General features: G+C 48.4%; 17 protein-coding genes, 7 tRNA genes and 1 pseudogene. 15 read left to right on the top strand and 10 right to left on the bottom strand.

The window, feature by feature from the left end; translation table 11 throughout:
* Nucleotides 1–67 precede the first annotated feature (67 nt).
* The 4 genes from ACFQNF_RS10730 to ACFQNF_RS10745 are packed head-to-tail and all read right to left on the bottom strand — an operon-like array spanning nucleotide 68 to nucleotide 2,460.
* A complete protein-coding gene (locus ACFQNF_RS10730) occupies nucleotides 68–637 on the bottom strand; it encodes a GNAT family N-acetyltransferase (RefSeq protein ID WP_380187977.1) in 570 nt (189 codons plus the stop codon).
* 30 nt (nucleotides 638–667) lie between these two features.
* Nucleotides 668–1,579, bottom strand: a complete 912-nt coding sequence (locus ACFQNF_RS10735; RefSeq protein WP_380187978.1) for a polysaccharide deacetylase family protein — start codon at nucleotides 1,577–1,579, stop codon at nucleotides 668–670.
* Nucleotides 1,580–1,591: 12 nt separating this feature from the next.
* Nucleotides 1,592–2,146: an SRPBCC family protein gene (locus tag ACFQNF_RS10740; RefSeq protein WP_380187979.1), complete on the bottom strand. Its 555-nt coding sequence runs from the start codon at nucleotides 2,144–2,146 to the stop codon at nucleotides 1,592–1,594.
* Nucleotides 2,143–2,460 (bottom strand): PilZ domain-containing protein, encoded by a 318-nt coding sequence (locus tag ACFQNF_RS10745; RefSeq protein WP_046351029.1) that lies wholly within the window; start codon nucleotides 2,458–2,460, stop codon nucleotides 2,143–2,145. The genes ACFQNF_RS10740 and ACFQNF_RS10745 overlap by 4 nt, the downstream gene beginning before the upstream one ends.
* Nucleotides 2,461–2,567: 107 nt before the next feature.
* On the opposite strand from ACFQNF_RS10745, the gene ACFQNF_RS10750 reads away from it, so the two are divergent.
* Nucleotides 2,568–2,786 carry a hypothetical protein gene (locus ACFQNF_RS10750; protein ID WP_380187980.1) on the top strand — a complete coding sequence of 73 codons (219 nt, stop codon included), beginning with the start codon at nucleotides 2,568–2,570 and terminating at the stop codon, nucleotides 2,784–2,786.
* A 152-nt stretch (nucleotides 2,787–2,938) separates the two neighbouring features.
* On the opposite strand, the gene gspE is transcribed toward ACFQNF_RS10750, so the two are convergent.
* The 3 genes from gspE to ACFQNF_RS10765 are packed head-to-tail and all read right to left on the bottom strand — an operon-like array spanning nucleotide 2,939 to nucleotide 7,194.
* Complete coding sequence (gene gspE, locus ACFQNF_RS10755; RefSeq protein WP_380187981.1) at nucleotides 2,939–4,396, bottom strand: type II secretion system ATPase GspE; 1,458 nt, start codon at nucleotides 4,394–4,396, stop codon at nucleotides 2,939–2,941.
* A complete protein-coding gene (gspD, locus tag ACFQNF_RS10760) occupies nucleotides 4,393–6,435 on the bottom strand; it encodes a type II secretion system secretin GspD (RefSeq protein ID WP_380187982.1) in 2,043 nt (680 codons plus the stop codon). The genes gspE and gspD overlap by 4 nt, the downstream gene beginning before the upstream one ends.
* Nucleotides 6,436–6,447: 12 nt before the next feature.
* The gene (locus ACFQNF_RS10765) at nucleotides 6,448–7,194 is read right to left on the bottom strand and encodes a type II secretion system protein N (protein WP_380187983.1); all 747 of its coding nucleotides are present in this window, start codon (nucleotides 7,192–7,194) and stop codon (nucleotides 6,448–6,450) included.
* A 267-nt stretch (nucleotides 7,195–7,461) separates the two neighbouring features.
* On the opposite strand from ACFQNF_RS10765, the gene ACFQNF_RS10770 reads away from it, so the two are divergent.
* The 11 genes from ACFQNF_RS10770 (at nucleotide 7,462) to ACFQNF_RS10820 (ending at nucleotide 14,666) form a co-directional block, all read left to right on the top strand.
* Nucleotides 7,462–7,537 (top strand) — tRNA-Val (locus tag ACFQNF_RS10770).
* Nucleotides 7,538–7,581: 44 nt separating this feature from the next.
* Nucleotides 7,582–7,658 (top strand) — tRNA-Asp (locus ACFQNF_RS10775).
* A gap of 105 nt (nucleotides 7,659–7,763) precedes the next feature.
* Nucleotides 7,764–7,839, top strand: a tRNA-Val gene (locus tag ACFQNF_RS10780).
* 43 nt (nucleotides 7,840–7,882) lie between these two features.
* Nucleotides 7,883–7,959: transfer RNA gene (locus tag ACFQNF_RS10785), tRNA-Asp, on the top strand.
* Nucleotides 7,960–7,995: 36 nt separating this feature from the next.
* Nucleotides 7,996–8,071, top strand: a tRNA-Val gene (locus ACFQNF_RS10790).
* Between the two features lie 40 nt (nucleotides 8,072–8,111).
* Nucleotides 8,112–8,188: transfer RNA gene (locus tag ACFQNF_RS10795), tRNA-Asp, on the top strand.
* A 120-nt stretch (nucleotides 8,189–8,308) separates the two neighbouring features.
* Nucleotides 8,309–8,384 (top strand) — tRNA-Val (locus ACFQNF_RS10800).
* 224 nt (nucleotides 8,385–8,608) lie between these two features.
* Complete coding sequence (locus tag ACFQNF_RS10805) at nucleotides 8,609–9,760, top strand: PAS domain-containing protein (RefSeq protein WP_380187984.1); 1,152 nt, start codon at nucleotides 8,609–8,611, stop codon at nucleotides 9,758–9,760.
* A gap of 478 nt (nucleotides 9,761–10,238) precedes the next feature.
* Nucleotides 10,239–12,368, top strand: coding sequence for a LamG-like jellyroll fold domain-containing protein (locus ACFQNF_RS10810; protein WP_380187985.1), 2,130 nt, complete (start codon nucleotides 10,239–10,241; stop codon nucleotides 12,366–12,368).
* A gap of 15 nt (nucleotides 12,369–12,383) precedes the next feature.
* A complete protein-coding gene (locus ACFQNF_RS10815) occupies nucleotides 12,384–12,569 on the top strand; it encodes a hypothetical protein (RefSeq protein ID WP_380187986.1) in 186 nt (61 codons plus the stop codon).
* Nucleotides 12,570–12,608: 39 nt separating this feature from the next.
* Nucleotides 12,609–14,666 carry a phosphocholine-specific phospholipase C gene (locus ACFQNF_RS10820; RefSeq protein WP_380187987.1) on the top strand — a complete coding sequence of 686 codons (2,058 nt, stop codon included), beginning with the start codon at nucleotides 12,609–12,611 and terminating at the stop codon, nucleotides 14,664–14,666.
* A 410-nt stretch (nucleotides 14,667–15,076) separates the two neighbouring features.
* Here ACFQNF_RS10820 and ACFQNF_RS10825 read toward each other — a convergent pair whose 3' ends face one another.
* Entirely contained in the window at nucleotides 15,077–15,940 is an 864-nt protein-coding gene (locus ACFQNF_RS10825; protein ID WP_380187988.1) for a LysR substrate-binding domain-containing protein, read from the bottom strand.
* A 197-nt stretch (nucleotides 15,941–16,137) separates the two neighbouring features.
* Here ACFQNF_RS10825 and hrpA point away from each other — a divergent pair, with 197 nt between their 5' ends.
* From hrpA to ACFQNF_RS10840, 3 genes and pseudogenes are all read left to right on the top strand, one after another.
* Complete coding sequence (gene hrpA, locus ACFQNF_RS10830; RefSeq protein ID WP_380187989.1) at nucleotides 16,138–20,049, top strand: ATP-dependent RNA helicase HrpA; 3,912 nt, start codon at nucleotides 16,138–16,140, stop codon at nucleotides 20,047–20,049.
* A gap of 170 nt (nucleotides 20,050–20,219) precedes the next feature.
* A pseudogene (locus tag ACFQNF_RS10835) lies at nucleotides 20,220–20,343 on the top strand (IS5/IS1182 family transposase); the annotation flags it as partial.
* Between the two features lie 397 nt (nucleotides 20,344–20,740).
* On the top strand, nucleotides 20,741–21,070 hold the full coding sequence (locus ACFQNF_RS10840; protein WP_380188057.1) for an FKBP-type peptidyl-prolyl cis-trans isomerase: 330 nt from the start codon (nucleotides 20,741–20,743) through the stop codon (nucleotides 21,068–21,070).
* 78 nt (nucleotides 21,071–21,148) lie between these two features.
* Here ACFQNF_RS10840 and aceK read toward each other — a convergent pair whose 3' ends face one another.
* Nucleotides 21,149–22,924 (bottom strand): bifunctional isocitrate dehydrogenase kinase/phosphatase, encoded by a 1,776-nt coding sequence (gene aceK / locus ACFQNF_RS10845; RefSeq protein ID WP_380187990.1) that lies wholly within the window; start codon nucleotides 22,922–22,924, stop codon nucleotides 21,149–21,151.
* Nucleotides 22,925–23,150: 226 nt separating this feature from the next.
* The gene (locus tag ACFQNF_RS10850; protein ID WP_380187991.1) at nucleotides 23,151–24,332 is read right to left on the bottom strand and encodes an acetyl-CoA C-acetyltransferase; all 1,182 of its coding nucleotides are present in this window, start codon (nucleotides 24,330–24,332) and stop codon (nucleotides 23,151–23,153) included.
* Between the last annotated feature and the right edge of the window lie 123 nt (nucleotides 24,333–24,455).

Here is a 24,455-nt window from a genome sequence, read left to right on the forward strand (position 1 = left end):
TGAGCATAAAAGCTGGAGTGCACTCCAGCGCAAGCAGAACGTGAGCAAGGATGGTTTGGCAGCATCATCAAGCAAACTTTGATAAGGCAGCAGTATCTTCAAGCACGCCATCTCCAGCTAGCCGTCCCCAGACTAAAGAGTCTCGGTAATGCCCTCTAATCAATTTATGCTCACGAAGCTGTCCTTCAAGCCTAAAACTGGCACGCTGTAACAAGGCAATTGAAGCCGCATTTTCAGGCCGACAGTATGCAGAAACGCGGCGCAGGCCAATATCTCGCCACAAAAACTGCAATAAACACTGCACCGCTTCACTGGCATAACCCTGCCCCCAATAGCGGGGATTAAAAGAGTATCCAATCTCCGCCGCGTGGCCCTCAGCATCTAGCGATGCTAGGCAGCCTCCAATCAGACGACCATCCGCTAAGACTACTGCCAAATTAAAGCTACGGCGCGTGAGGTGACTCGGCTCAGCGGCACAACTTTCCACAAAAGAGCGTGTTTGCTCAAGACTATTTGGGCCCCACTCTTGATGAGCAACCACCCGCTCATCCTTGGCATAGGCATGCACCGCTTCGAGATCAGCGCTTTGAAAATCACGCAAAGCAAGCCGCGAGGCTTGAAGCAAGATAGAAGTCATCAATGTAATACCTGCAAATTAACTATTTTCCTAAGCAGGAAACCGTGGTCCTTGCAGTGCTAGCGTGCCGCTGCGCCCTTCTAACTCGCCCATTTCTACGCTGTGATAAGGCAGGGCGCTGGTGTCGAGCGCATTAAATAGCTCGAGGGTAGAGACTAGCTTATAGCCTTGGTCTAACCAGCCTTGGAGCAGGCGCTCAAAAGTAGGCAGTAATTTCATGCCTTCTAGCTCGGCGTGCAGGGTGTAGACATGGCCGAACTCTGGCTCGGCTGCAGTAAGTTTAAGCAGATGTTCGTGCACATTATCTGGTGTTAAATCACCCATGCCGATCAACTCATCCAAGGTAGGCAAGGTGGTGGGTAGCTGCACACAGCGTACTGGTTCACCCTTTACCACAGGCCAGAATGGATGCGTGCCGCGTGTATCCGAGGCATAAGTTAAAGCCATGCGCTGCTGATGACGATAGGCTTCAGAGTTCATTTGCCAACCCGCTGCGCCGTGGGTTTTAGCGGGTGTGCCAAATACTTCGGCAAAGCGCGCTGCGGCTAAATCAATTTGCTCACGCGTCCATGCGGCCGATTCACCCGCCACATAGTCTTGCCATTTAATGTGATCCCAGGTGTGGATGCCCACTTCAAAACCACCGGCTGCCACACTGCGTAAGATATCAGCACAGCGGCGGCCAATATCTGGGCCGGGCAAGAGCGTGCCGTAGAGCAGGGTTTGAATGCCGTAGTGCTCCACCACCGAGGTGCGGGATACTTTTTTCATAAAGCCGGGGCGAAAAACACGTTTGATCGCACGCCCTGTGTGATCTGGCCCTAGGCTAAATAAGAAGGTGGCATCAGCCCCTAGGCGCTGCAACAATTCAACAAGACGGGGCACACCTTCACGGGTACCGCGATAGGTATCGACATCAATTTTTAAAGCGAGAAGTTTCATTCAGATGATTTTTTAATGAGTTTGTGGAGTAGAGGCAGAGGCACGCTGATCATGGCGCTTGAGCATTTCTTGCTGCATCGCGGTGAACTGCTGGCGAATCTGATTACGCATGGTATCAAGGGCAAACCCTGCCAGCAGGCTTGATTCCGGAAGCCATTCTGCGTGGTAGCTTATCACGGTCTGCCCTAGGGCTGGTTTCAGTAGTGCGACACTTTTATAAGCTTCACTGCCGCCTACCGATGTAGCCCGGATTTCGCTAAAAGGTTTTAAATCGATATCACGCACCGATTCATACTGATAATTAAACAGGCTTAAGGGCACATTCAATGCCTGCGACACACGCAAATGATTGCCCGATTGGCTAATAATATGGCTACTGACTAATTGCGGCAAAAACTGCGGCATATGTTCAAAATCGACCATCACTTGCCAAGCCTGCTCTTTGCTTACTGCTACGCTGAATTCGGCATCAATTTTAACCAAATCAGCCTCTTTACGTGCAGTCACCCGCACATCATTTGCAGTGGCAAAAGAGCTAAGCAGCAGCAGTAAACACATCAACTTCATCGAATCACCTTAAGAATGGACAAGCCTAATTCGTAAATAGCCCCCTGCTCGATCTGGTGGCAACGCACTACTTTCACTCTGACCGCCAGCGGCTCTCTTGGCCCGGCACCATCTAATGGCGGCATCACAAACAAATCAAATTTCTCATCCAGCCTCGGCACATAATTGGTCTCCACTGTTAAGCCACTGACACTTAAATCGGTGCAGTTGCCATAATATGCGGGGCCATAATCAAGTGGACGGATTTTGACTTTACACTTAACGGGAATACGCAAAGCATCCCGTTTATTGTGATCACTCATACCGGCTTTCATGCAGAAAATCCTGTTGGATGGCGATCTAAAAAGAAAGAATATCAGCTAAACTTATTTCATGCTGTGTTCATAATCTTAGTTCGAGAATGCCTTAAGGAGGAGTAATCATGTCGGATATTTCTGCAATAAAATCCTACGTTGTGAGCCTAAGCCAAGCCCTCAAACAAACCTCAAGCCAAACCAGCCAGCAATTAGAGCAAATCGCCGCAAGAGTCGCCAAAAAATCAGAAGCAGCCACCGATGTAGGGCTAGCCAGCATTCAGCGCTCAAACGCCACCAATCAAGCACTGGGTGAATATCGCAATAAAATTGATACTTTTGCTTAAAATAGCCAGATCAGGCCAATGGGCAAACGAAGGCGCAAAACCTCATTTTCATCCACTTAGCCGTAAGGCAATACGGCTAAATATCTAGCACACCAGAATGCTTGCAAATTAAAGAAGCGCACTACGATTTATACCGTGTGCGCTTTGATTATTTAAGCATCCCGCGTAACACGTAACACTTCTTCCAGCGTAGTTTCACCTTCTAAAACACGGCGCACGCCATACTGACGCAAGCTAAGCATGCCTTGGCCGCTGGCGTAGAGCTTAATCGCCTGCTCGGTAGCGCGCTCGTGCATCATGCTGCGGATATTTTCATCGATCACCAGTAGTTCATACAAACCACTACGGCCACGATAGCCGCTTTGCTTGCATTCAGAACAACCTACGGCGCGATAAACAGGCTTATCACTGCCTAATTGCTCAGTGGTTAAGGCGTCCGGCGTATGCCACTGACGGCAAGCTGGGCAGAGGCGACGGGCTAGGCGCTGAGCCAGTACGCCTAATAAGGATGACGCCAGCAAGAATGGCTCGATACCCATATCCACCAAACGCGTTACCGCGCTGGCTGCATCGTTGGTATGCAAGGTTGCCAGCACCAAGTGGCCGGTTAAGGAAGCTTGCACCGCAATTTGTGCGGTTTCTAAATCACGGATTTCCCCAATCATCACCACGTCCGGGTCTTGGCGCAAAATAGCACGTAGCGCGCGGGCAAAAGTCATATCGATCCGCGTGCTGACTTGGGTTTGCCCTACGCCATCCAGATCGTATTCGATCGGATCTTCTACCGTCATAATATTGCTGGAGTTGGCGTCCATACCGCTCATCGCGGCATAGAGCGTGGTGGTCTTCCCCGAACCAGTTGGCCCTGTCACCAAGATAATGCCGTGCGGCTGGGCGAGCAGCTTTTCTAAAGTGGCTAGCGTATCGGCGGCCATCCCCAGCTTGGCTAGGTTTAAACGCCCTGCCGATTTATCCAAGAGCCGCAATACCACCCGTTCGCCGTGGCCAGTCGGCAGAGTCGAAACCCGCACATCGACGGGGCGACCCGCAATCCTTAGGGTAATCCGCCCATCTTGCGGCAAGCGTTTTTCGGCAATATCAAGACCTGCCATCACCTTGATCCGTGACACCAGCGCCGCGTGCAAGGCACGTTTGGGCTCGATTACATCGGCTAAGCGACCATCAATCCGAAAACGCACTACAGATCGCGTCTCAAACGGCTCGATATGCACATCAGAGGCGTTTTCACGCAGTGCTTCGGTGAGCAGCGCGTTAATTAAGCGAATAATCGGCGCATCGTCTTCGGTTTCGAGCAGGTCTTCGATTTCGGGCATTTCTTGAGCCAAGCGCGACAGATCGAGATTTTCTTCCAGATCATCTACCACCATCGCCGCACCGCTACCCTGGCCAAATAATTGAGATAGCTGCGATTCAAACTCGGCCGCATCCACCACCGAAATATTAAGCGGCTTGGCTGCCACACGGCGTAATTCGTTGAGCGCAGAAAAATCACCGCCTTTGCGAAACAGCACTGAAACGGAATCAGCTTCATGGTGGGCATCCACCACACCACGATCTCGGGCAAAGTGGTATGGCACTAAACGACTCATGGTGCAACAACCGGTTCAGACGGAGTTAGCGGCGTGGCTTTGCGCGCATCAATCACTTCAGGCAAGACCACCGCAGGCATCTCGGGCAAGAGCATGCTCGATGGGCGCTCAAAATTATTTTGCTCGGCACGTAAATACTGATAACGATCGGACGATAAAGTACGCGTTGCATCGGCGTCTCTCAGCACAACAGGGCGCAGAAATACCATCAGATTTACTTTCTCTGATTTACGATCTTCGTAGCGGAAAAAAGCCCCCAAATAAGGAATATCGCCCAATAAAGGCACTTGGCTACGTTTATAAGTCACCCGATCTTCGATCAAGCCCCCCAGCACAATAATCTGGCCATCATCAACCAAGACTTTAGAATCAATCGAGCGCGTTTTAGTCGCCAAACCCGCGCCATCAGTCAAGACCGATTTATCGATGCTTGATACTTCCTGATACACCGTCAGCGTAATGCTGCCGCCTTCCGACACTTGCGGGCGAACGCGCAGCTTAATACCCACATCTTTACGCTCAATCGATACAAATGGATTGGCATTTGCACCCGATGAAGCCTGAGTACCAGTAATAATCGGAATATTCTGCCCAACCATAATCTTGGCTTCTTCATTATCCAAGGTCATTAAATTAGGCGTGGAAAGAATATTGCCATCACCGCTATCTTGTAGTGCCGAGGCAAGCACACCCAGTGTAGGCGTGCGCCCGTTCACTGGGTTGCCATTTAAGATACCCAGACTTAAACCACCAGGAATCGCAGAAGGACTTTTAGAGACAATGCCTTGAATCAGCCCCCCGAGGCCGTTTAAAGAGGATGCACCCACGGCAGAAACATTCTCATTACCGCCAGCCAGCAGCCATTGCACACCAAAAGCACCCGCCTTAGAGACGTTCACTTCGGCAATCATCGCTTCTACATAAACCTGAGCACGGCGCACATCCAGCTTATCGATCACTGAGCGCAGATTGTTATAGATATTATCCGGCGCAGTAATCACCAGAGAATTAGTCATATTATCGGCTTGAATCATCACATTCACGCCGCCCACTTGCACATTGGCAGCGGCAGAGGTCGGTGCAGCAGGTGCACTGGCAGGCATGCTGCCTGCCGGACTTGCCGACATGCTACTGGAAGGCGCGGTAGCAGAAGAGCCTGAATCCTGCCCGGTCATAATCCCTTTCAAGGTATTAGCCAGCTTGGCGGCTTCGGCGTTTTTTAAATACACCACATGGATATTGCCACCGGAAGAGCCCTGGGTATCCATGGTTGCCGCCAGTTTTTTAATTTGCTGGGCATGCAGGATGTTTTCGCTACGCACCAACAAACTATTGCTGCGTAAATCTGCTACCACCACGCTGCGCTTTACGCCTTCCACCAAGGGCGCGCTTTGATTTACGCCTTGCACCATGATTTCCGGCATCAAGCGGCCAAGGTTTTGTGCCACATCAATAGCCGAGGCGTATTTAAGCGATACCGAAAACACATCGGAGCTGGCAGGCTGATCAATGCGCTCAATAATCTGATTAAGACGGCGAATATTATCGGCGTAATCCGTAATCACCAGCGTATTGCCACCCGGATAGGCCGCAATCGTATTATTCGGGCTAATCAATGGGCGCAGGATAGGCACCATTTGCACTGCGGATTCATATTTAAGCGGGTAAACCTGCGTGACCATTTTATCGCCCGCCAGCCTCATGCTACGGTTGCCCGTACTACTGTAATGCTGCTTGGCATCCGCCTCTGGCAATACTTTCACCACACCACTTGATTCAACCGCAGTGAAGCCTTGCTGGCGTAGTGCCGATAATAAAATCGGAAATACCATTTCTTTGCTCACCGCCTGGCTAGACACGATATTCAGCGTGCCTTTTACCCTTGGATCGATGACAAAGTTTTTACCTGAAATCAAACCAATCGCTTTAATGGTTGATTCGATATCAGCATTCACAAAATTAAGCGTGACCTTATCGTCGGCAGCAATAGATAACTGGGAGGCAAAAAGGCAAGCTAGTAAGAAGGGGCGCAGAATCATGGGTTTAACAACTCAAGGCTGAATAAGATATTGCAAATTGACCGAGCTGCCGTTGCGAAGCACAACGAGCAACACTTGGGGCTGCTGACTAAATACAGTGTAAATCAGAGAAATATCGGCGACTTGGGCCAGATTCTGGCCATTAATTGTTTTAATCACATCGCCGTTTTGCAATTGCAACAGCCTTGAAAAGGGCTGAGCAGCGATATTATCAATTTGAATGCCACCTTCGCGATAGGTAGATAGCCCCTTGGCCCAATCGGCCACATTCGCGCCTTGCATCGCTCCTGCCAGTTGCCCTCGGGAAAGGGAGGTCTGGCTTGCAGCAGCGGCGGCAGGCTGACTATTGGCTGGCGACGTAAGCGCCACGCTCGTGTCACTCGGGGCAACTGCGTTATGGCCCTCTAGCATTAAGATTTGGCGGCGGCCATTGTCATCCAGCACAACATGATCGCTCGCAATTTCCAGTAATTTGATATTGCCTTGTAGCGTTTGCCCAACTTGCGCAGCAACAGCACTTGCTTCTAATCCGGTAAAAATCGCAGCACCGTAGCCTTTTTGCCCTGCAATCACCGCCAGAAGCTTAGCTTGAAGCGTTGATACAGCAGCAACTTGGCTGCTATCACTTCCAAACCAATCTTGTGCAGCAGAAAAATCCTGAGCTCTTTGAGCAGATATTTCTGCTGGTAAAATCAAACGTAAAGCTTGCGGACGTGGCTCAAAAACACGCCAAAATAGCCCGGCTAAAAGCCACAACAAGACGCAAAGTAAGGCTGGCTGTACTTTTGCTATAAGAGTAGTGAGGTGGGACGCACGGAAAGCTTTCACGAAGGCAAGGTACTTTGCACAAAGGGGAATCAACATTTATACCGCAAAGCCCAGTAACTGACTACCGCATAGATATTTCATTCAAAAGGTGTTGACACGTATTTTATGCCATGATCTAATGCGCACCTCTTTCGAGACAGGGTAAGCAGCTCAGTAAGCAGGGCCGCTATCTGGCAGTAAAGATTTGTTGTTTTAGCAGGGTGATTAGCTCAGTTGGTAGAGCGTCTGCCTTACACGCAGAATGTCGGCGGTTCGACCCCGTCATCACCCACCACTAAAATAATGAGTTGCTTAGTAAAGAGATAATTATGCCGCTGCGGAGTGGTAGTTCAGTTGGTTAGAATACCGGCCTGTCACGCCGGGGGTCGCGGGTTCGAGTCCCGTCCGCTCCGCCAAGCTACATGATTATTTAGTTGTTACAGATGGGTGATTAGCTCAGTTGCTAGAGCGTTTCCTTGTACGTTTGATCTCTTGTTCAGCGTACTAAATGATTTACAGATGGGTGATTAGCTCAGTTGGTAGAGCGTCTGCCTTACACGCAGAATGTCGGCGGTTCGACCCCGTCATCACCCACCACTTAGTCGAATAAGTGAGAAGTCAAGATTAGTTATGCAACTGAGGAGTGGTAGTTCAGTTGGTTAGAATACCGGCCTGTCACGCCGGGGGTCGCGGGTTCGAGTCCCGTCCGCTCCGCCAACTCATAACTGGTTTGTTTTAAAATGATTTAAAGATGGGTGATTAGCTCAGTTGGTAGAGCGTCTGCCTTACACGCAGAATGTCGGCGGTTCGACCCCGTCATCACCCACCATTAGCGTGGTGCAGTAAAAGAAGTAGAAATATACCGCTGCGGAGTGGTAGTTCAGTTGGTTAGAATACCGGCCTGTCACGCCGGGGGTCGCGGGTTCGAGTCCCGTCCGCTCCGCCAAGTATCTTTAGATTTTTTAGCAGTTGTAGTAATTGTTTTAAAGATAGGTGATTAGCTCAGTTGCTAGAACATCTCCTTGTACGTTTGATCTCTTGATCAGCGTGCTAAAGTTTCACAGATGGGTGATTAGCTCAGTTGGTAGAGCGTCTGCCTTACACGCAGAATGTCGGCGGTTCGACCCCGTCATCACCCACCACTCCTTTCTTTATTCTTTCTGTATAAATAGAAAATCCTTTCCCTTCTATTTCTTGTTTTTTCACATAGCTGAAAAAAGAATACAGACAATACTTATATCCCTCGCATTTAATTGATCATTTGTTGTTTCACAACCACTATTTTTTTATTTTTTGCAATTCAGTCATCGCAAATAAGAGATTCAACCGCTAAACTAGCAGCCTCTTAGCAAGGTGGTCACAGCATATGAAATCTCCCCTTGCCATGATCTCAGCGTTATCAACGCGTATGATCTGCCTTGCACTGGTTGCGGGTATTTTGGCATTACACTTTCTTTTAGCAAAACAGCCAAGCCCTATGGCTTACTTGCTAGAACTATGGTTCGCCGCTTGCGTTCTCATTTTGCTTTTACAAAAAAAACATCAGCATCTTTTATCCAGCCCAGATACAGAAACGCTCCCAGCAGATGACTTTCCTGCCTGCCTGCCTGATTTAGTCTGGTGCATTAGTTTTGCAAATCGTAGTGTTAACCCACTCAATCAAAGTTTTGCAAATATTCATCCGCAGGCTAACGCTGAAAATAAAAAAATATCCAGCCTATTTCCAGCCAGAATCTCCCGTCAATATCTGGAAGCTTTAATTTCAGTACAAAGCACGCAAAAAGCTCAGGTATTTGAATACCAATTTGCTGGCAACGATCAGATCAAACGCTATTTTGAAGCTCGTTTATTGCCGCAATCTTCAAGAGATTGCATGGCGATTATTCGCGATATCACGCATATTAAAGACACCGAGCAGGCTTTATTAAACCAACAGCTATTTGTGCATCAAATTATTGATTCCAGCCCTAATTTAATTTTTGTGCGGGATAAGCACGGGCGCTTTTTATTAGTAAACCATGCAACACAAACTCAGCTAGGTCACGAGCTTTTGGTGCAATCACATATGGGCTTAGTGGATTCACCACAGCCATTTACACTAGGGGACAATGAGGTACTGGAAAAAGGTGAAACCATTCGCCATCTGGACTCATGGATCATGCCTGATAATCAAATGCATTGGTTCGACATTACCAAGCTACCGATTGTACGCGATGAAAATACCTATATTTTATCAATTGCGATGGATATTTCGCATCTAAAAAGCACAGAAGCGGCAATGGAAGAAATCCAAAGCCTGATCCGCAATGTGGCCGATGCCCTGCCTGTGCGCTTTGTTTTGATTGAACAGGGCTTAATTACCTTTGCTAATCATGGTGCTGAAACTTTATTCGGCCAAATAAATAAAGACCTTACAGGTAAAGCCTTGACCGGCTTAATCGATCCTCAAGGTGAATCAGGTAACTATCAGATTATTGAGCTAGCCAATATGTCAAACCAACTGGTTATTTTTAAATAATTGATTGGCAGAACGCAGTAACCCACCTTGATCATTGCTTTTTTAAGCTTTACTTCCCATCGTCATTTCCTAGTGAAGCCCAACATCAGCTAGGAAATGACAGGCCCTGCCCTCGCCATCATGGCGATATCTAAGCTCAATACACCCGCAAAAAATACTTCTTATCCAAATCTAATAAAAAATATTTTTCAGGAACAGCTCTTGCCGCGAAAGTTTGGCTTATTAAAGGCATTCGCGGCTACAGCCACTCCTACGGCATTTGCACAGCAATGCATCACAAATAAATAATACTAAAAATATAAATTTGTCATAGTCAAAAAAAACTTAATGGCGCACTTATAAAATTTAAGTTTTTTTTCATATGCAGGTCACCCTTCCTCCTTATGCTACGCGGCATATTCAGTATTCATATTTGCCAAATCTTTAACAATTTGGCGATATATCTATTCATTGCCGCGGGTTTAAGGAGATTGTTTAAATGTCCAAAAGTATTTATTTATCCATCACACTGGCGCTTTCTAGCGCACTAATGGCAGGCTGTAATTCTTCTGAAGATACAGCTGCCAGCCCTGAAACAGTCAGCCCCCCCATCCCGGTACTTCCTTCCAGCCCCCCAACACAGACTCCGACAGCGCCCACTACACCCGCGCCAGATCCGGTTCCTACATTAGCGCCTATTCCTACAAATGTGCCCACACTTCCTCCCACACCAACGGCAGTACCCACGCCCGGCACCCCCACCACACCTACCCTGCCCCCACTAGGCCCTGCCAGCAAAAAAGCATTACTGATAGGCATCGATGGCATTCAATACGATGTATTACTTGATGCGCTGGCCAATAAACAGCTAACAAACATTGCCCAATTAAATTTAAGCCCAAGCTACGCGGGCGGAATTGCAGGTTCAAGCACTCAGCAGCAAACACTAAGCGGCCCAGGCTGGGCATCCATCTTAAGCGGGGCTTGGGCCAACCGCCATGAAGTGCGCTCCGATTATGCGGGGCAAGTTTTTAAAACAGATTCAATATTCAGACAATTAAATCAGGCCCAATCCACCAGCATTAGCAGCTGGAGCACACTCAATAAACTACTCAAGTTAGATATCAATACAGGGCAATTAAGTAATGTGATTGATTGTGCTGGCTTTGATAGCTGCGTAGTTTCATCCACCCAAACAGCCATTAATAGCGGCAATTTTAATTTAGTCGTTTCTAATTTCCATGCGCCAGAAGAAACCGCATTGCACAAGGGCCTTGGCAATGATTACAAGCAAACACTTAAAACGCTGGATCAGCAATTGGGTGTATTAATCGACACCATTAAAAAGCGCCAAGAGCAAAATAATGAAGACTGGCTGCTTATTTTGACTTCTAGTCATGGCCTAAGCGAAGGCGGTAATAGCGACGGTCTGCCAAGGCCCTCAAATCAGGCAGGCTTTATTGCCATCAATAAACCACTGGCTGAAAAAATTAATGGCGTGCCACTTAAAGCCCCTGCCAATATTGCAGACTGGTATAGCTATGCCAGCCAAGCCGATATTGCCCCCACCGTACTCAATTATCTATCAGTAAACGGCAAAGCTGAAAACCATAAAATGGATGGCGTTTCTTTATTAGAAGCCCCCGCTGTTAAGCAATTACAAGCCCGCGCTAATCCCGATCGCAGCAGTATTACCTTAAGCTGGAAATCTCAACAGCAGGTCAATGTTTACCGCAACGGCAAATTGATTAAAGAGCTCGCTGCAGGCGTAACTAACTTTACTGATAGCGCTTTAGATGTTTCCAAAAATGGCCTGTATAAATTTAATTACACCCTAAGTTCAGGCAAAACACTCACGTCTTATCTAGCGCAAATTGATTATGTAAAACCAGCCGCGTTGGATGAAAGTATCTTGGCTGGATTGGCCCAGTACTTCTCTTTAGATAGCAGCCTCAATGCCAATAAAACAAATCCTGCATTAACTAGCTTTATTGCAGGACGCACGGCCAATTACGTAAATGGTCCTTTAGCAAATAAAGCTTTGCAATCCACATCCAATGGCACAACGCCACAATGTGCAAGCTGCGATGGTGGCTTTAAAACGCCTTTAATTGTTGATTTCACTAAAAACCCAAGCTTCTCTATTGGCTTCTGGTTTCGCTCTGATGCGCTACGCAATGATGTGCCGGTGATTGCCAATAAAGATTATAAAAGCGGTACCAATATAGGCTTTGCGTTTGGCCAATATTTAAACAGCATTAAATTTAATATTGGTGATGGCAAAAACCGCGTTGATCCACAGCTTTCATTTACCGCTAATAGCTGGGTTTATTTAGTCATGAGTGTGGATTCAATCAAGAAAACCGCACAGGTGTTTATTGCTGATCCTAATCGCCCATTACAAACCGCAGCGGCTAATCTTTCTACCTTTGATTTAAGTAAATTTACCGGCCTCAATATTTTAGGGATTAATGAAGATGCTCAGGGCAATTACTTTACGGCGGGCAAAGGGGGCGCGGCAGGCTCATTTGATTTTAGCGATTTAGCCATCTGGAACCGAGCGCTCAGCCAAGACGATGTAATGGGCCTTGCCACCACAGGCAAATCACTTAAATCGTTTAATCCTTAATCGATGGAAAGCACCATGACCCCAAAACGTTTGCTGAGCTTTGCCAGCGGCCTGCTTTTGCTCAGCCTCGCCGCGTGTAATAGCGATGAATCCCCCGCGAAAGATGGCGTAAAAGCCGCATCGGCCACGGCTGCAGCAGCATCCTCGGCGGCAAGCACAGGCAATAAGCCACAGCCGCCCGCTTTGCACTGCGCCCCTTAATTCTGAGCGATCGACTCGTCTAAACAGGTTATTTATAAAATGAAAGCAATCAATCGCAGAAATTTCTTGAGCCTTGCAGCAAAAACAGCGGGGGGCGCAACGGCGCTCTCGTTTATCCCGCCCAGCATTATGAAAGCACTGGCGATCCCCGCGAACTCCCAAACCGGCACGATTAATGATGTAGAGCATGTGGTCATCCTGATGCAGGAAAACCGCAGCTTTGATCATTATTTTGGCACTCTGCATGGCGTGCGGGGCTTTGGCGATAAGCTGCCGATTCCATTACCTAGTGGTAAATCGGTTTGGAACCAAAAAGATGGCACGGGCAAAGAAATGCCGCCCTACCATATGGATACACGCCTCACCAGCGCCCAACGCGTGCCCGGCACGCCCCATTTAATGCCCGACGCGCAGAGTGCATGGGCTGGCGGGCGTATGGATGAATGGCCAAAATTTAAAACCCAGTATTCGATGGGCTATTACCGTCAAGAAGACCTGCCGTTTCAATTTGCACTGGCCAATGCCTTTACCATTTGCGATAGCTACCACTGCTCGTTTCATGGCGGCACCAATCCAAACCGCCTGCATCTCTGGACCGGCATGGTTGATCCCACCGGAAAAAATGGCGGCCCAGTGATTAATAATGATGGGGAAAGCAAAACATCCCCGGCAGAATACTCGTGGACCACCTATCCAGAGCGCCTTGAAGAGGCCGGCGTCAGCTGGCGTATTTATCAGGATGCCAACGATAATTTTGGCGACAACTCACTGGAAGGCTTTGCCAATTTTCGCCGTGCCAAGCCAGATAGCAGCCTGTGGCGTAATGGCATGTCTACTTGGACAATGGCGCAATTTGCCACTCATGCCGCAGGCGGCACCCTGCCACAAGTATCGTGGCTAGTCGCTCCTGCTAAATACTCCGAGCACCCCGGCCCATCCAGCCCGATTCAAGGCGCGGAATACACACAGCAGGTGCTCAACGCACTCACCGCCAATCCAGATACTTGGAGCAAGACCGTCTTGCTGGTGATGTTTGATGAAAACGATGGCTTCTTTGATCATGTACCGCCGCCTGCCGCGCCTGCTAAAAATGCTGACGGCAGCTTTGCGGGTAAATCAACCGTCGATACCCAGCTCGATTACCACACCAACGGGCAGATTTACGGCCTAGGCCCACGCGTGCCGATGTATGTGATTTCACCTTGGAGCAAGGGCGGCTGGGTGAATTCGGAAGTATTCGATCACACCTCAGTGATTAAATTTCTGGAAAACCGCTTTGGTGTATTCGAACCCAATATCAGCCCATGGCGACGTGCTGTGTGTGGTGATTTAATGTCGGCATTTAACTTTGCCGCGCCCAATGACACCACCGTGCCGCCCATGCCCAATACCAGCCAAGCCGATACGATTGTGCTCAACCAAAGTAAGCTCCCCAAGCCTACCGCACCGCTGGTTCCGACCTTACCACGGCAAAACCAAGGCACGCGGCCATCTCGCGCCCTGCCTTATGAACTGCACACCAGTGGCCGCAGCGAAGCGGCCAACGGCAAAATGTGGCTGATTTTCAGTAACACCGGCAAGGCGACGGGTGTGTTTCATGTATACGATCAGCTGCATCTCGATCGTGGCCCGCGCCGTTATACCGTCGAGCCTGGCAAGCTGTTATCAGACGATTGGAAAACCACCGATGACCAAGGCCGCTACGATTTATGGGTGCTAGGGCCAAACGGCTTTCACCGCCACTTTAAGGGCAATACCAACAGCCAAGAAAGCAATCCGGAAATCCGTGTTTGCTACGACTACGTGAATGGCGATGTTTACTTGCAGCTACAAAACACCGGCAGCAAGGATGCAGCACTCACCATCACTGCCAACGACTACCGCACCGACGGCCCCTGGCCAGTCACCATCGCGCCTAGCGCAAATGCAGAACACTCATGGCCCTTATACGAAAGCGGCCATTGGTATGATTTTAGCGTAACAGGCAGCAATGGCTTTTTACGGCGCTTTGCTGGCCGAGTAGAAACCGAAAGGCACTCGATTAGCGATCCAACCAATGCGGGAGCGGTGATGAAGTTCAGAAAACGAGCCAGTTAAACCGCTTCATTTCCACAGCCCTCAGGGGCTGTTTTTTTATGGCGATAGGGCAGAAGCATCCCAGTCCTATCAATTTGATTTTGCATTAGTAAACAATGAAAAAACGCAATAACTACATTCCCCAGCATGGAGCTTAAAAGTCCCCTTGAAACACGCCGTAGCGAGGAACAAGCGGGGCGGGGTTTCGGCAAGGGAGCGAGGAACGAGCCAATCCCGCCCGCCGCCGACTCGATTGTCCGCAGCGGAGGGGCCTTCGTGTTTCGTGGGGCGGCCTTCTTTTGGTTCTTTTCTTGGCCGTTCAAGAAAAGAACGCCCCCGCGGTGGCTACCGCTCCTAAATCAACGTGCCGAAGGCACTAAAAAGGTCTTTTTGGTTTTAATTTTCGCACGTGAAACATCCTATATGAGCCCCTAAGCCAAAGGCTCAATATGCCGTAAAAAAGCAGCAATCAAAGGCACTTTTTCTCTGTCTTTCAGATAATAGAGATACTCATAAATCAAAGGACTAGTTTGTCTAAATGGCAGAGCGCAGAGGGATGGATGATGAGGCACTTCGCCTCTGGACATAATGCTCGCGCCAAAGCCATGGATAATCGCCTGCCTAATCGCCTCGCCATTGGCAATACAGGAGCTAGATTTAGGCTGAATCCCTTTTTCTTGTAAAAATTGCTGTGTCAGCTTTTGCGTTTCAGAGCCTTCTTCACGTAGTAAAAGATGAACCTCTGTTAAATCAGCAATATCCAGATCTTTTTGCTTAGCTAAAGAATGATCGCTTCTGATGGCCAAAACCAAAGGCTCGGCAGCAAGTAAAATACAGTTTAAGCGTGCGTCTTCTATTTTTTTTGAAGACACGGCCAAATCAATTGCATATTCATTTAATGCCTTTAGCATTTCCTTGGAGTTGCCAAATTGCATAGAAAGCTGAATTTGTGGATGCGCCGCATGAAAATGAGCAATGCTATGGCTAATAAAATAAGGCCCTGTCGCCCCAATACGTAAATTGCCCTGCTGCGCGCCTCCCGCATTACGCAGGGTAAAATCGATATTGGCTTCTTCCTGCAATAAGCGCTCTACCATAGGCATCAGGCGAATTCCCGCATCGCTGAGTACCCAGCGTGCGCCGCCCCGATAAAACAATTCAATTTGATAAATCTCTTCTAATTGACGAATCCGAGAGCTAATTGTCGGCTGACTTAATTTAATCTGCCTTGCAGCTAATGCCACACTGCCCTGGCGCGCTACTTCAAAAAAAGAGCCGAGTAATTCGCTAAGCATAATTTCAATTTAAGTAAAAAGACCCAACGAGTCTAGGTCGTACTGATGACAATCAGGCGACAATATCATCAGATCATTCTGGTTATTATTAGCGGCCAGCCGCTTTAGATAATCTCCCTGCTATTTATCGCCTTAGCATCATGGGGCCAGCATGGTAAAATCGCCGCCTTCTTATCTGTACAAGCTTAACCCCAGCGATGAACCCCACGGCGTCTAGTCCTCTTCCAGAGCAAAATTACCTTCAGCAAATTGCCGACACGCAATTAACCGACAGAGGCAATCTGGAGCGCCTGCTGCATCGCCTAAATCAGCGGCAAGCCAAACAGCAGCCTAGTGAAAAGGAATTGCGCGAGCTGGAAGCGGGTATTGCCAAATCGCTGGCCAAAAGTGAGCAACGCCGCAGCCGCCTGCCTCGACCAGAATTCGATGAAAATCTACCGGTTAATCAGCGTAAAGACGAGCTAAGCGACGCGATTGCCAAGCATCAGGTAGTGATTGTTTGCGGTGAAACCGGCTCGGGTAAAACTACGCAATTGCCAAAGATTTGTCTGGAGCTGGGCCGTGGTGTGCATGGTCTGATTGGCCACACCCAGCCGCGCCGCCTTGCCGCCAGATCGGTCGCAACGCGCATCGGGCAGGAATTAAAATCTGAAAATGCCGTGGGTTTTAAGGTGCGCTTTACCGATAAAACCACCGATGCCAGCTATATCAAGCTGATGACAGATGGGATTTTGCTGGCCGAAACGCTGTCTGACCCTTACCTTTTAAAATACGACACGATTATTATCGACGAGGCGCACGAGCGCAGTCTGAATATCGATTTCTTACTCGGCTATATCAAGCAGCTATTGCCAAAGCGCCCCGAGCTAAAAGTCATCGTCACCTCGGCCACCATCGATGCCGATCGCTTTAGTCAGCATTTTGCCGGTGCACCTGTCATGGAAGTCTCTGGCCGCACCTTCCCAGTGGAAGTTCGTTATCAGCCTTTACATGCCATTGATGAAGACGATCAAGAGCTGGAAATGGAAGAAGCCATCGTGCAAGCCATTGAAGGCTTGTGGCGTACCGATGGCAGCGGCGATGTGCTGGTGTTTTTGCCTGGCGAGCGCGAGATTCGTGAAACCGCCGAAGAGCTACGCAAAGCCAAGCTAAGAGACGCCGAAATTCTGCCGCTATTTGCACGCCTGTCGAACGAAGATCAGCAGCGGATTTTCCGCTCCACCAGCACGGGTCGGCGCATTATTCTGGCCACCAACGTCGCCGAAACCTCGCTCACCGTGCCGGGCATTCGCTATGTGGTTGATTCTGGCCATGCGCGGATTAAACGCTATTCGCCACGCGCCAAGGTCGAACAATTACTGGTAGAGAAAATCTCCCAAGCCTCGGCCCGCCAGCGCTCTGGCCGTTGTGGCCGGGTGGCTTCCGGTATTTGCGTACGTCTTTATGATGAAGCCGATTTTAATAACCGCTCCGAGTTTACCGATCCAGAAATCGTTCGCTCGTCTTTAGCAGCGGTCATCTTGCGTATGGCTGCGTTAAAGCTGGGCCATATCGACAACTTTCCTTTCTTAGAAGCGCCATCCAGCCGCTTGGTTAGCGACGGCTATCAGCAGCTGCGTGAACTAGGCGCGGTCGATATTGAAGATCAACTTACGCCCATTGGTAAGCAACTTGCCCGCCTGCCAGTCGACCCACGCATAGGCCGTATGCTACTGGCTGGGCGTGATGAGCATTGCTTGGCCGAGATTCTGATTATTGCCTCGGCGCTATCGGCGCAAGACCCGCGTGAGCGCCCTTTCGACGCCAAAGAAGCCGCTGCCCGCGCACAAGCTAAGTTTGTGGATGATAAATCCGACTTCCTGTCTTTCTTGCGCATGTGGGAATTCTTTAACGAGGCGCTGGATAATAAAACCAGCAATCGTCAGCTAATTAACCTCTGCCACGAGCACTTTTTATCCTATCTGCGCTTACGCGAATGGCGAGATTTACACCGCCAGCTGGCCGAAATTTGTCAGGATATGGATTTACAGCTGAATGATATAAAGACAGCACCCGGCACGCCTGAGCAAATTTTAAAAGCACTGATGACCGGTTTGCTTGGCAATATTGGCTTTAAGCAGCCAGAAAATGACGAATACCTTGGCGCACGCGGGATTAAATTTAATATTTTCCCCGGCTCGGGCCTGAAAAAAGCACGGCCAAAGTGGATTATCGCCGCCGAGGTGGTTGAAACCACCAAGATCTACGGCCGCTGCGTGGCTGCCATCGAGCCAGAATGGGTGGAGCGCATCGCCGCCCATCTTGTTAATCGCCATTATTTTGACCCGCACTGGGAAAAAACCTCGGCGCAAGTCAACGCTAGCGAGCGCGTTACTCTGTATGGCCTGCCGATTGTGCCCAAACGCCGCGTGCATTTTGGCAAAATTGATCCGGTGGCCTCGCGCGCCATTTTTATCCGCGAAGCCTTGGTCAACTTTAATTACAATAGCCGCGCCAAATTCTTTGAGCACAATCAAGCGCTGATTCTGGATGTACAGGATTTAGAACACAAAGCCCGCCGTCAGGATGTGCTGGTGGATGATGACGCACTATTTGCGTTTTTTGACGCCAAGATTCCAGCCGATATTGTGAATGGCGCTGGCTTTGAAGCATGGCGTAAGCTGATCGAAAAAGACAATGCCCAGCACCTGTTCCTCAGTCGTGACGATTTAATGCAGCACGGTGCAGATGCGGTCACGGAAGAGCAATTCCCTGAATTTTTCCGCCTGAACGACGCTAAACTGCCGCTCACTTATCGTTTTGAGCCTAGCCATCCGCTCGATGGGGTAACCATCACCCTGCCGCTACATCTATTAAATCGCGTCAATCACGCTATTTTTGACTGGCTAGTGCCGGGCATGATTCGCGAAAAAATCACCCTGCTGATTAAATCGCTACCAAAATCCATCCGCCGTATTTGCGTGCCGGTGCCAGAATTCGCCACCAAAATGCTGATCGCACTGGATAAAGCCTCAAGAACCGAGCCGCTGCTACCGCAACTGGCGCAAGCCGTGGGCCGTGGTGCGGGGCTGATTGTGCCGAGCGATGAGTTCAACTCTAAGGATCTGCCGCCACACCTGCAAATGAATTTCAGAATTGTGGACGACGCAGGCCAAGAGCTGGCGCAAGGCCGCGACTTAATCGCGCTACGCGCCCAGCTAGGCGAAGCCGCACAAATGACCTTCCGCGATGCGGCGGACGACAGCGTCAGTATCGAAAAAACCGGCATTATAAAATGGGACTTCGGCGATCTGCCGGCCAAGATCAATTTTAAGCGCCAAGGCCGCTCAATTACCGGCTTCCCGGGCCTTGTGCCAGAAGACGCCGCCGTGGCGATTCGCCTGTTTGATACCGAATACGCCGCTGCTGCAGCACATCGGGACGGGGTGATTTGCCTGCTGAAGTTTGAGCTAAAAGACCATGTAAAACAGCTGCCTAAATCGCTGCCGACCTTTAACCCGCTGGCTTTGCAATTGCGCGGCGTATGCAATGGTGACGAGCTAATGGAAGACATCGTGGCCTGCATTTGCGATCGCGCCTTTATTGGCGAAGACGATGCGCCACGTAAGCCTAAAGAATTCGACGGCCAGAAATCCCGCGCCAAAGTACGCCTGCCCTCGGTGCGTGATGCAGTGATGCGTATCTTGGCCGAGCTGACCAATGAATACGTGACGCTGAACAAACTCCTCGCCAAACCATCGCCCTTTGCCAGTGCCATGACAGAATTACTCGGCCAACTGGTATTTAAAGGCTTTTTGCACAAAACACCTTGGGAGCAATTGCCACGCCTGCCCATCTATGTAAAAGCCATGCGCATCCGCGCCGAAAAACGCGTCGCCAACCCACAAAGAGATGGCCAGCGCGGTGCAGAAATCAACGAGCTATATAAGCGTTGGGAAGCCGAAATGCTGAAATGGGAAAAAGAAGGCAGAGACACCACGCCACTCGCCCCATTTCGCTGGATGATAGAAGAGCTACGCGTTGGGCTATTTGCTCAAGAGCTGAAAACACCGTATCCGGTATCGGTGAAACGCTTGAGTAAGATATTTGAAGATCTAACTAAACGTTGATAGGGATGGCTGATGCGCTAATAACGATTCAGCCAGCCTATTGCGTTTGAGTACTTTTCTTAGGGGCGCTTAGCGGCGAATGCTTAGCGCCTTAACGCCATTCGTGGCTAAAGCCACTCCACGCAATCAGTATTCAAGTTAATTAAATGACCAGATTATAAAGATGCTGGGTCGAGAATGCCTTTGCGCGACTAAAACATTACCGAGCGGGGGCATTCCGATACGACAAATTAAAACGGAATTACAAAAAACGTTATTGCCATGGCATGTGCCTTTTTATGGTTGCAAATGTGAAACGTCAACAGACCTAGCCTTATTAGTATGACCATGAATACAGTAATTTACTTACTCTTACACAAAGGCACAACAAATGCTGGAATATATCGGGTTAGCTAACAAGCCGTCTTATCAAACCTACAAATAGATTTTAGATTAAGCGATAAATGATTACTTGCCTCTTTATTAATGCTTACCTATTGCCGAATTAAGGATAAAAATCACCCAGCCCTTGTTAAGCTAGGAAGAGAGATCGGAAGACATTTGTACGTGCTATAGTCGACAAACGGTAAGGAGACCTAACACTATGAAAACCCGCTTATTTGCAATTGCACTTTGTTTTGCCAGTATGGGCCAGCTCGCCCGGGCAGAAACGGCCCCAGCCAAGCTATCTGCGGCGCCAAGCAAGCTAGAAATGATCGATATTAAAACCGGTAGTGGTAAAGAAGCGATTGCAGGCAGCACTGTCACCGTGCATTACAGCGGTTGGTTATTTGATGCCAAGGCTGATAAAAATCACGGCACGCCATTTGATAGCTCGGTTGGAAAAAGCCCTTTTAGCTTTCCGCTCGGTGCAAAACGCGTCATTAAAGGCTGGGATGCGGGTGTGGCTGGCATGAAAATTGGCGGCAAGCGTACGCTGATTATTCCTGCGGAGCTAGCCTACGGTGCACGTGGCGCAGGAAATGTGATTCCACCTAATGCGCCACTAGTATTTGATGTTGAATTACTGGAAGTAAAGTAAGCGAAGATAAAAAAGCCAGTAGAGCAATCTCTGCTCTACTGGCTTTTTATTTAATCAAGTTTAATCCCTAGCTTCAGCTCAATCAGGATAGCGCTTTGCAAATCGCTCGGTTTGCGGATAAGGATAAAAATCTTCAATAAAACCCTGCTTGATTCTATCCTTGGCATGCTGCCAAAAACGCACAGTCAGTAAATCAGCATGATGTTGCATAAATATTTTTTTTACATCTGGGCGGCCAAGCAGAAAAGTGCCGAATTCTTCCGGATATACTTCATTCGGATTACCGCTAAACCATGTGTCGCTACTCATTTCAAACTCTGGGGCAGGCGGCGGCGGAATACGGCGGAAATCACAATCGGTCATATATTCAATTTCATCATAATCATAGAAAACCACACGGCCTTCACGGGTTACACCAAAATTCTTAAACAGCATATCGCCAGGGAAAATATTGGCAATCGCCAATTCACGTAGCGCATTACCGTAATCTTCGATGACACTCGCTATTTCTTCATCATGGCGTTTTTCTATAAAGATATTAAGTGGAATCATGCGTCTTTCAATATAGAGATGGCGCAGGATGATTTTGTCTTCGCTTTCTTCCAGAATAGATGGTGCTAATTTACGTATTTCTTCTAATAATTCTTCATTAAAACGCTCTCTGGGCAAAGCCACGTCAGAGAATTCCAATGAATCAGCCATGCGCCCCACTCGGTCATGCTGTTTCACCAATAAATATTTTGCTTTTACAATCGTGCGGTCTACTTCTTTAGGCGGAGCAATCACATCTTTAATAATTTTAAATACAAAAGGAAATGATGGCAGGGTAAATACAATCATCACCATACCCTTAGTACCCGGTGCAAACACAAAGGAATCAGTGGAATGGCGTAGATGATGAAATAACTCGCGGTAAAACATGGTTTTACCCTGCTTACCCAAACCCAGCATGGTATAAAGCTCGGCCCGCGATTTATCTGGCATTAATTTTTGTAAATAGCGCACATAGGCTGATGGTACTTCCATATCCACTAAGAAATAAGCACGAGATAATGAGAAGAGGTGGCTGATTTGCCAAGGCTCGAACAGCGCAGCATCTAAAAATAATTTACCTTCTGCATCCCGGCAAAGTGGCAAGGCAAAAGGAATTTCTAAGTCTTCATGAATCGCTTTGCCAATAATATAAACTGCTTTATTGCGATAAAAAGGGGAAGCTAATACTTGAATCTGGGTATTGAGTGCAAACTCTGGCCAGCGCCCTAAGAATTTATGTAGGGCACGCAAAAGGCGATGTACATCGCGCTCTAAATCAACAAAGGGCAGCTCTAAATTAAAATCTGTAAACATATTCGCAAGCGTGGCATTAAGCCCCGTTTGAATCGGGTAATAGCTGCGATAAATGGGTGGCTCTGATTCTATATATTCAGTAGATACCGCTGGGCGATAAAAAATAAAATCATTATGAAAATAAGTACGGTGCAAAATACGGCAGCATACTGAGTTAAAAAAAGTTTCAGCTAGCTCGGGTTGTTTATGATTAATCAATAAACCAATAAAATAGAGCTTTACTTTGGACCAAGTCGCATCCGGCAAGCTATCGGCATTAAAATCTTGCTTTAGCCTATCTGCTGTTTCTATCACCCGCAAATCATAAAAAGCAATCCGATCACGCACTTCTGCACGCTGGGCATGAAAATCACCATAAACAAAATGAGCTTTGGCTTTACGACTCGATTCTCTGAATAAACGATAGTGCCAGTCAAAGCCCTCTTGCAAAGCCAAAGCAATTGCGGCAACTTCCCAATGATCTGGATTAGGGGAATCCAAGCTAGAGTCCAATTTAACACTATTCATCGGCACGGGTGCTTTCCTTTAAGATTATGGGATAATTATTTATAAAGCATGTATTGAAACAGCCACCATTCTTATTTATAGACAAAAGACCCGCTTATTCTGCATATTTAGAGATGCCATGAATACAACATACGGCCATTCTACAATTTGGCCCATTATGTAAAACCCTAGGAAAAAAGCCCTCAAATAAATCGAGGGCTTAGGCTTTACTATTTAAAACAAAAAATTAAGAACGCTCTACCGCCAAGGCCACACCCATACCGCCACCAATGCACAATGTGGCTAAGCCTTTTTTAGCATCGCGGCGTTGCATTTCATGCAGTAAGGTCACCAGAATACGGCAACCTGATGCGCCAATCGGATGGCCTAAGGCAATTGCACCGCCATTGACGTTTACTTTATTTAGATCCCATTTTAATTCACGGCTCACACCAATCGCTTGAGCGGCAAAAGCTTCATTGCCTTCAATCAGGTCAAGATCATCAATGCTCCAACCCAAACGCGCCAATACACGTTGTGTGGCAGGCACTGGGCCCATACCCATAATGGTTGGATCTACACCGGCAGAAGCTGCCGCGCGAATAGTAGCCAGCGGAGTTAACCCCAGCTCTTTGGCTTTAGCAGCGCTCATCAGCATTACTGCAGCAGCGCCATCATTAATACCCGAGGCATTACCCGCTGTAACTGTGCCTTCTTTATCAAAAGCCGCGCGTAATTTGGCCAGAGATTCTGCTGTGGTACTAGGTTTGATAAATTCATCTTTATCAAACACGATTGGATCGCCTTTCTTTTGCGGAATCACAACCGGGAAAATTTCTTCTGCAAAACGGCCAGATTCTTGTGCAGCCGCCGCTTTCATTTGCGATGACAGCGCCATAGCATCTTGCTCTTCACGGGTAATGCCATATTTTTTGGCGATATTTTCAGCGGTAACGCCCATATGGTAATTGTTATAAGCGTCGGTTAAACCGTCGTAGACCATGGTATCAACCAGCGCCGTATTACCCATACGGAAACCATCGCGGCTACCAGGTAAAATATGCGCCGAAGCCGACATGTTTTCTTGACCGCCCGCAATAACAATCTCGCTTTCACCAGATAGAATAGCTTGCATACCCAAAGCAACCGCTTTCAGGCCCGAACCGCAAACTTGATTAATTGTTAATGCAGGGATGGCATCTGGCAGACCCGCACGGCGCAAAGCTTGGCGCGCAGGGTTTTGGCCTAGGCCTGCAGTTAAAACATTACCTAAAATCACTTCGCTGATTTGGTCTGCTGCCACGCCGGTTTTAGCCAGCAAGCCACGAATCACGGTTGCACCCAACTCTGCAGCAGGCACTTTTGCAAGACCACCACCAAAATTACCCAGAGCAGTGCGACCAGCAGCAACAATCACGATCTCAGTCATGCGGTATTTCCCTTTTAAAAAGCTGATTTGGGGCCCCCAAACCAGCGGATTAAGCAACGATTTGTTTATCGACAAAGCTTCAGGCCTGTCGCTGGCTACAACTCAGACAAAACAATCAGATTA

This window comes from Iodobacter arcticus, assembly GCF_042664895.1.
GTDB classification, from domain to species: domain Bacteria; phylum Pseudomonadota; class Gammaproteobacteria; order Burkholderiales; family Chitinibacteraceae; genus Iodobacter; species Iodobacter arcticus.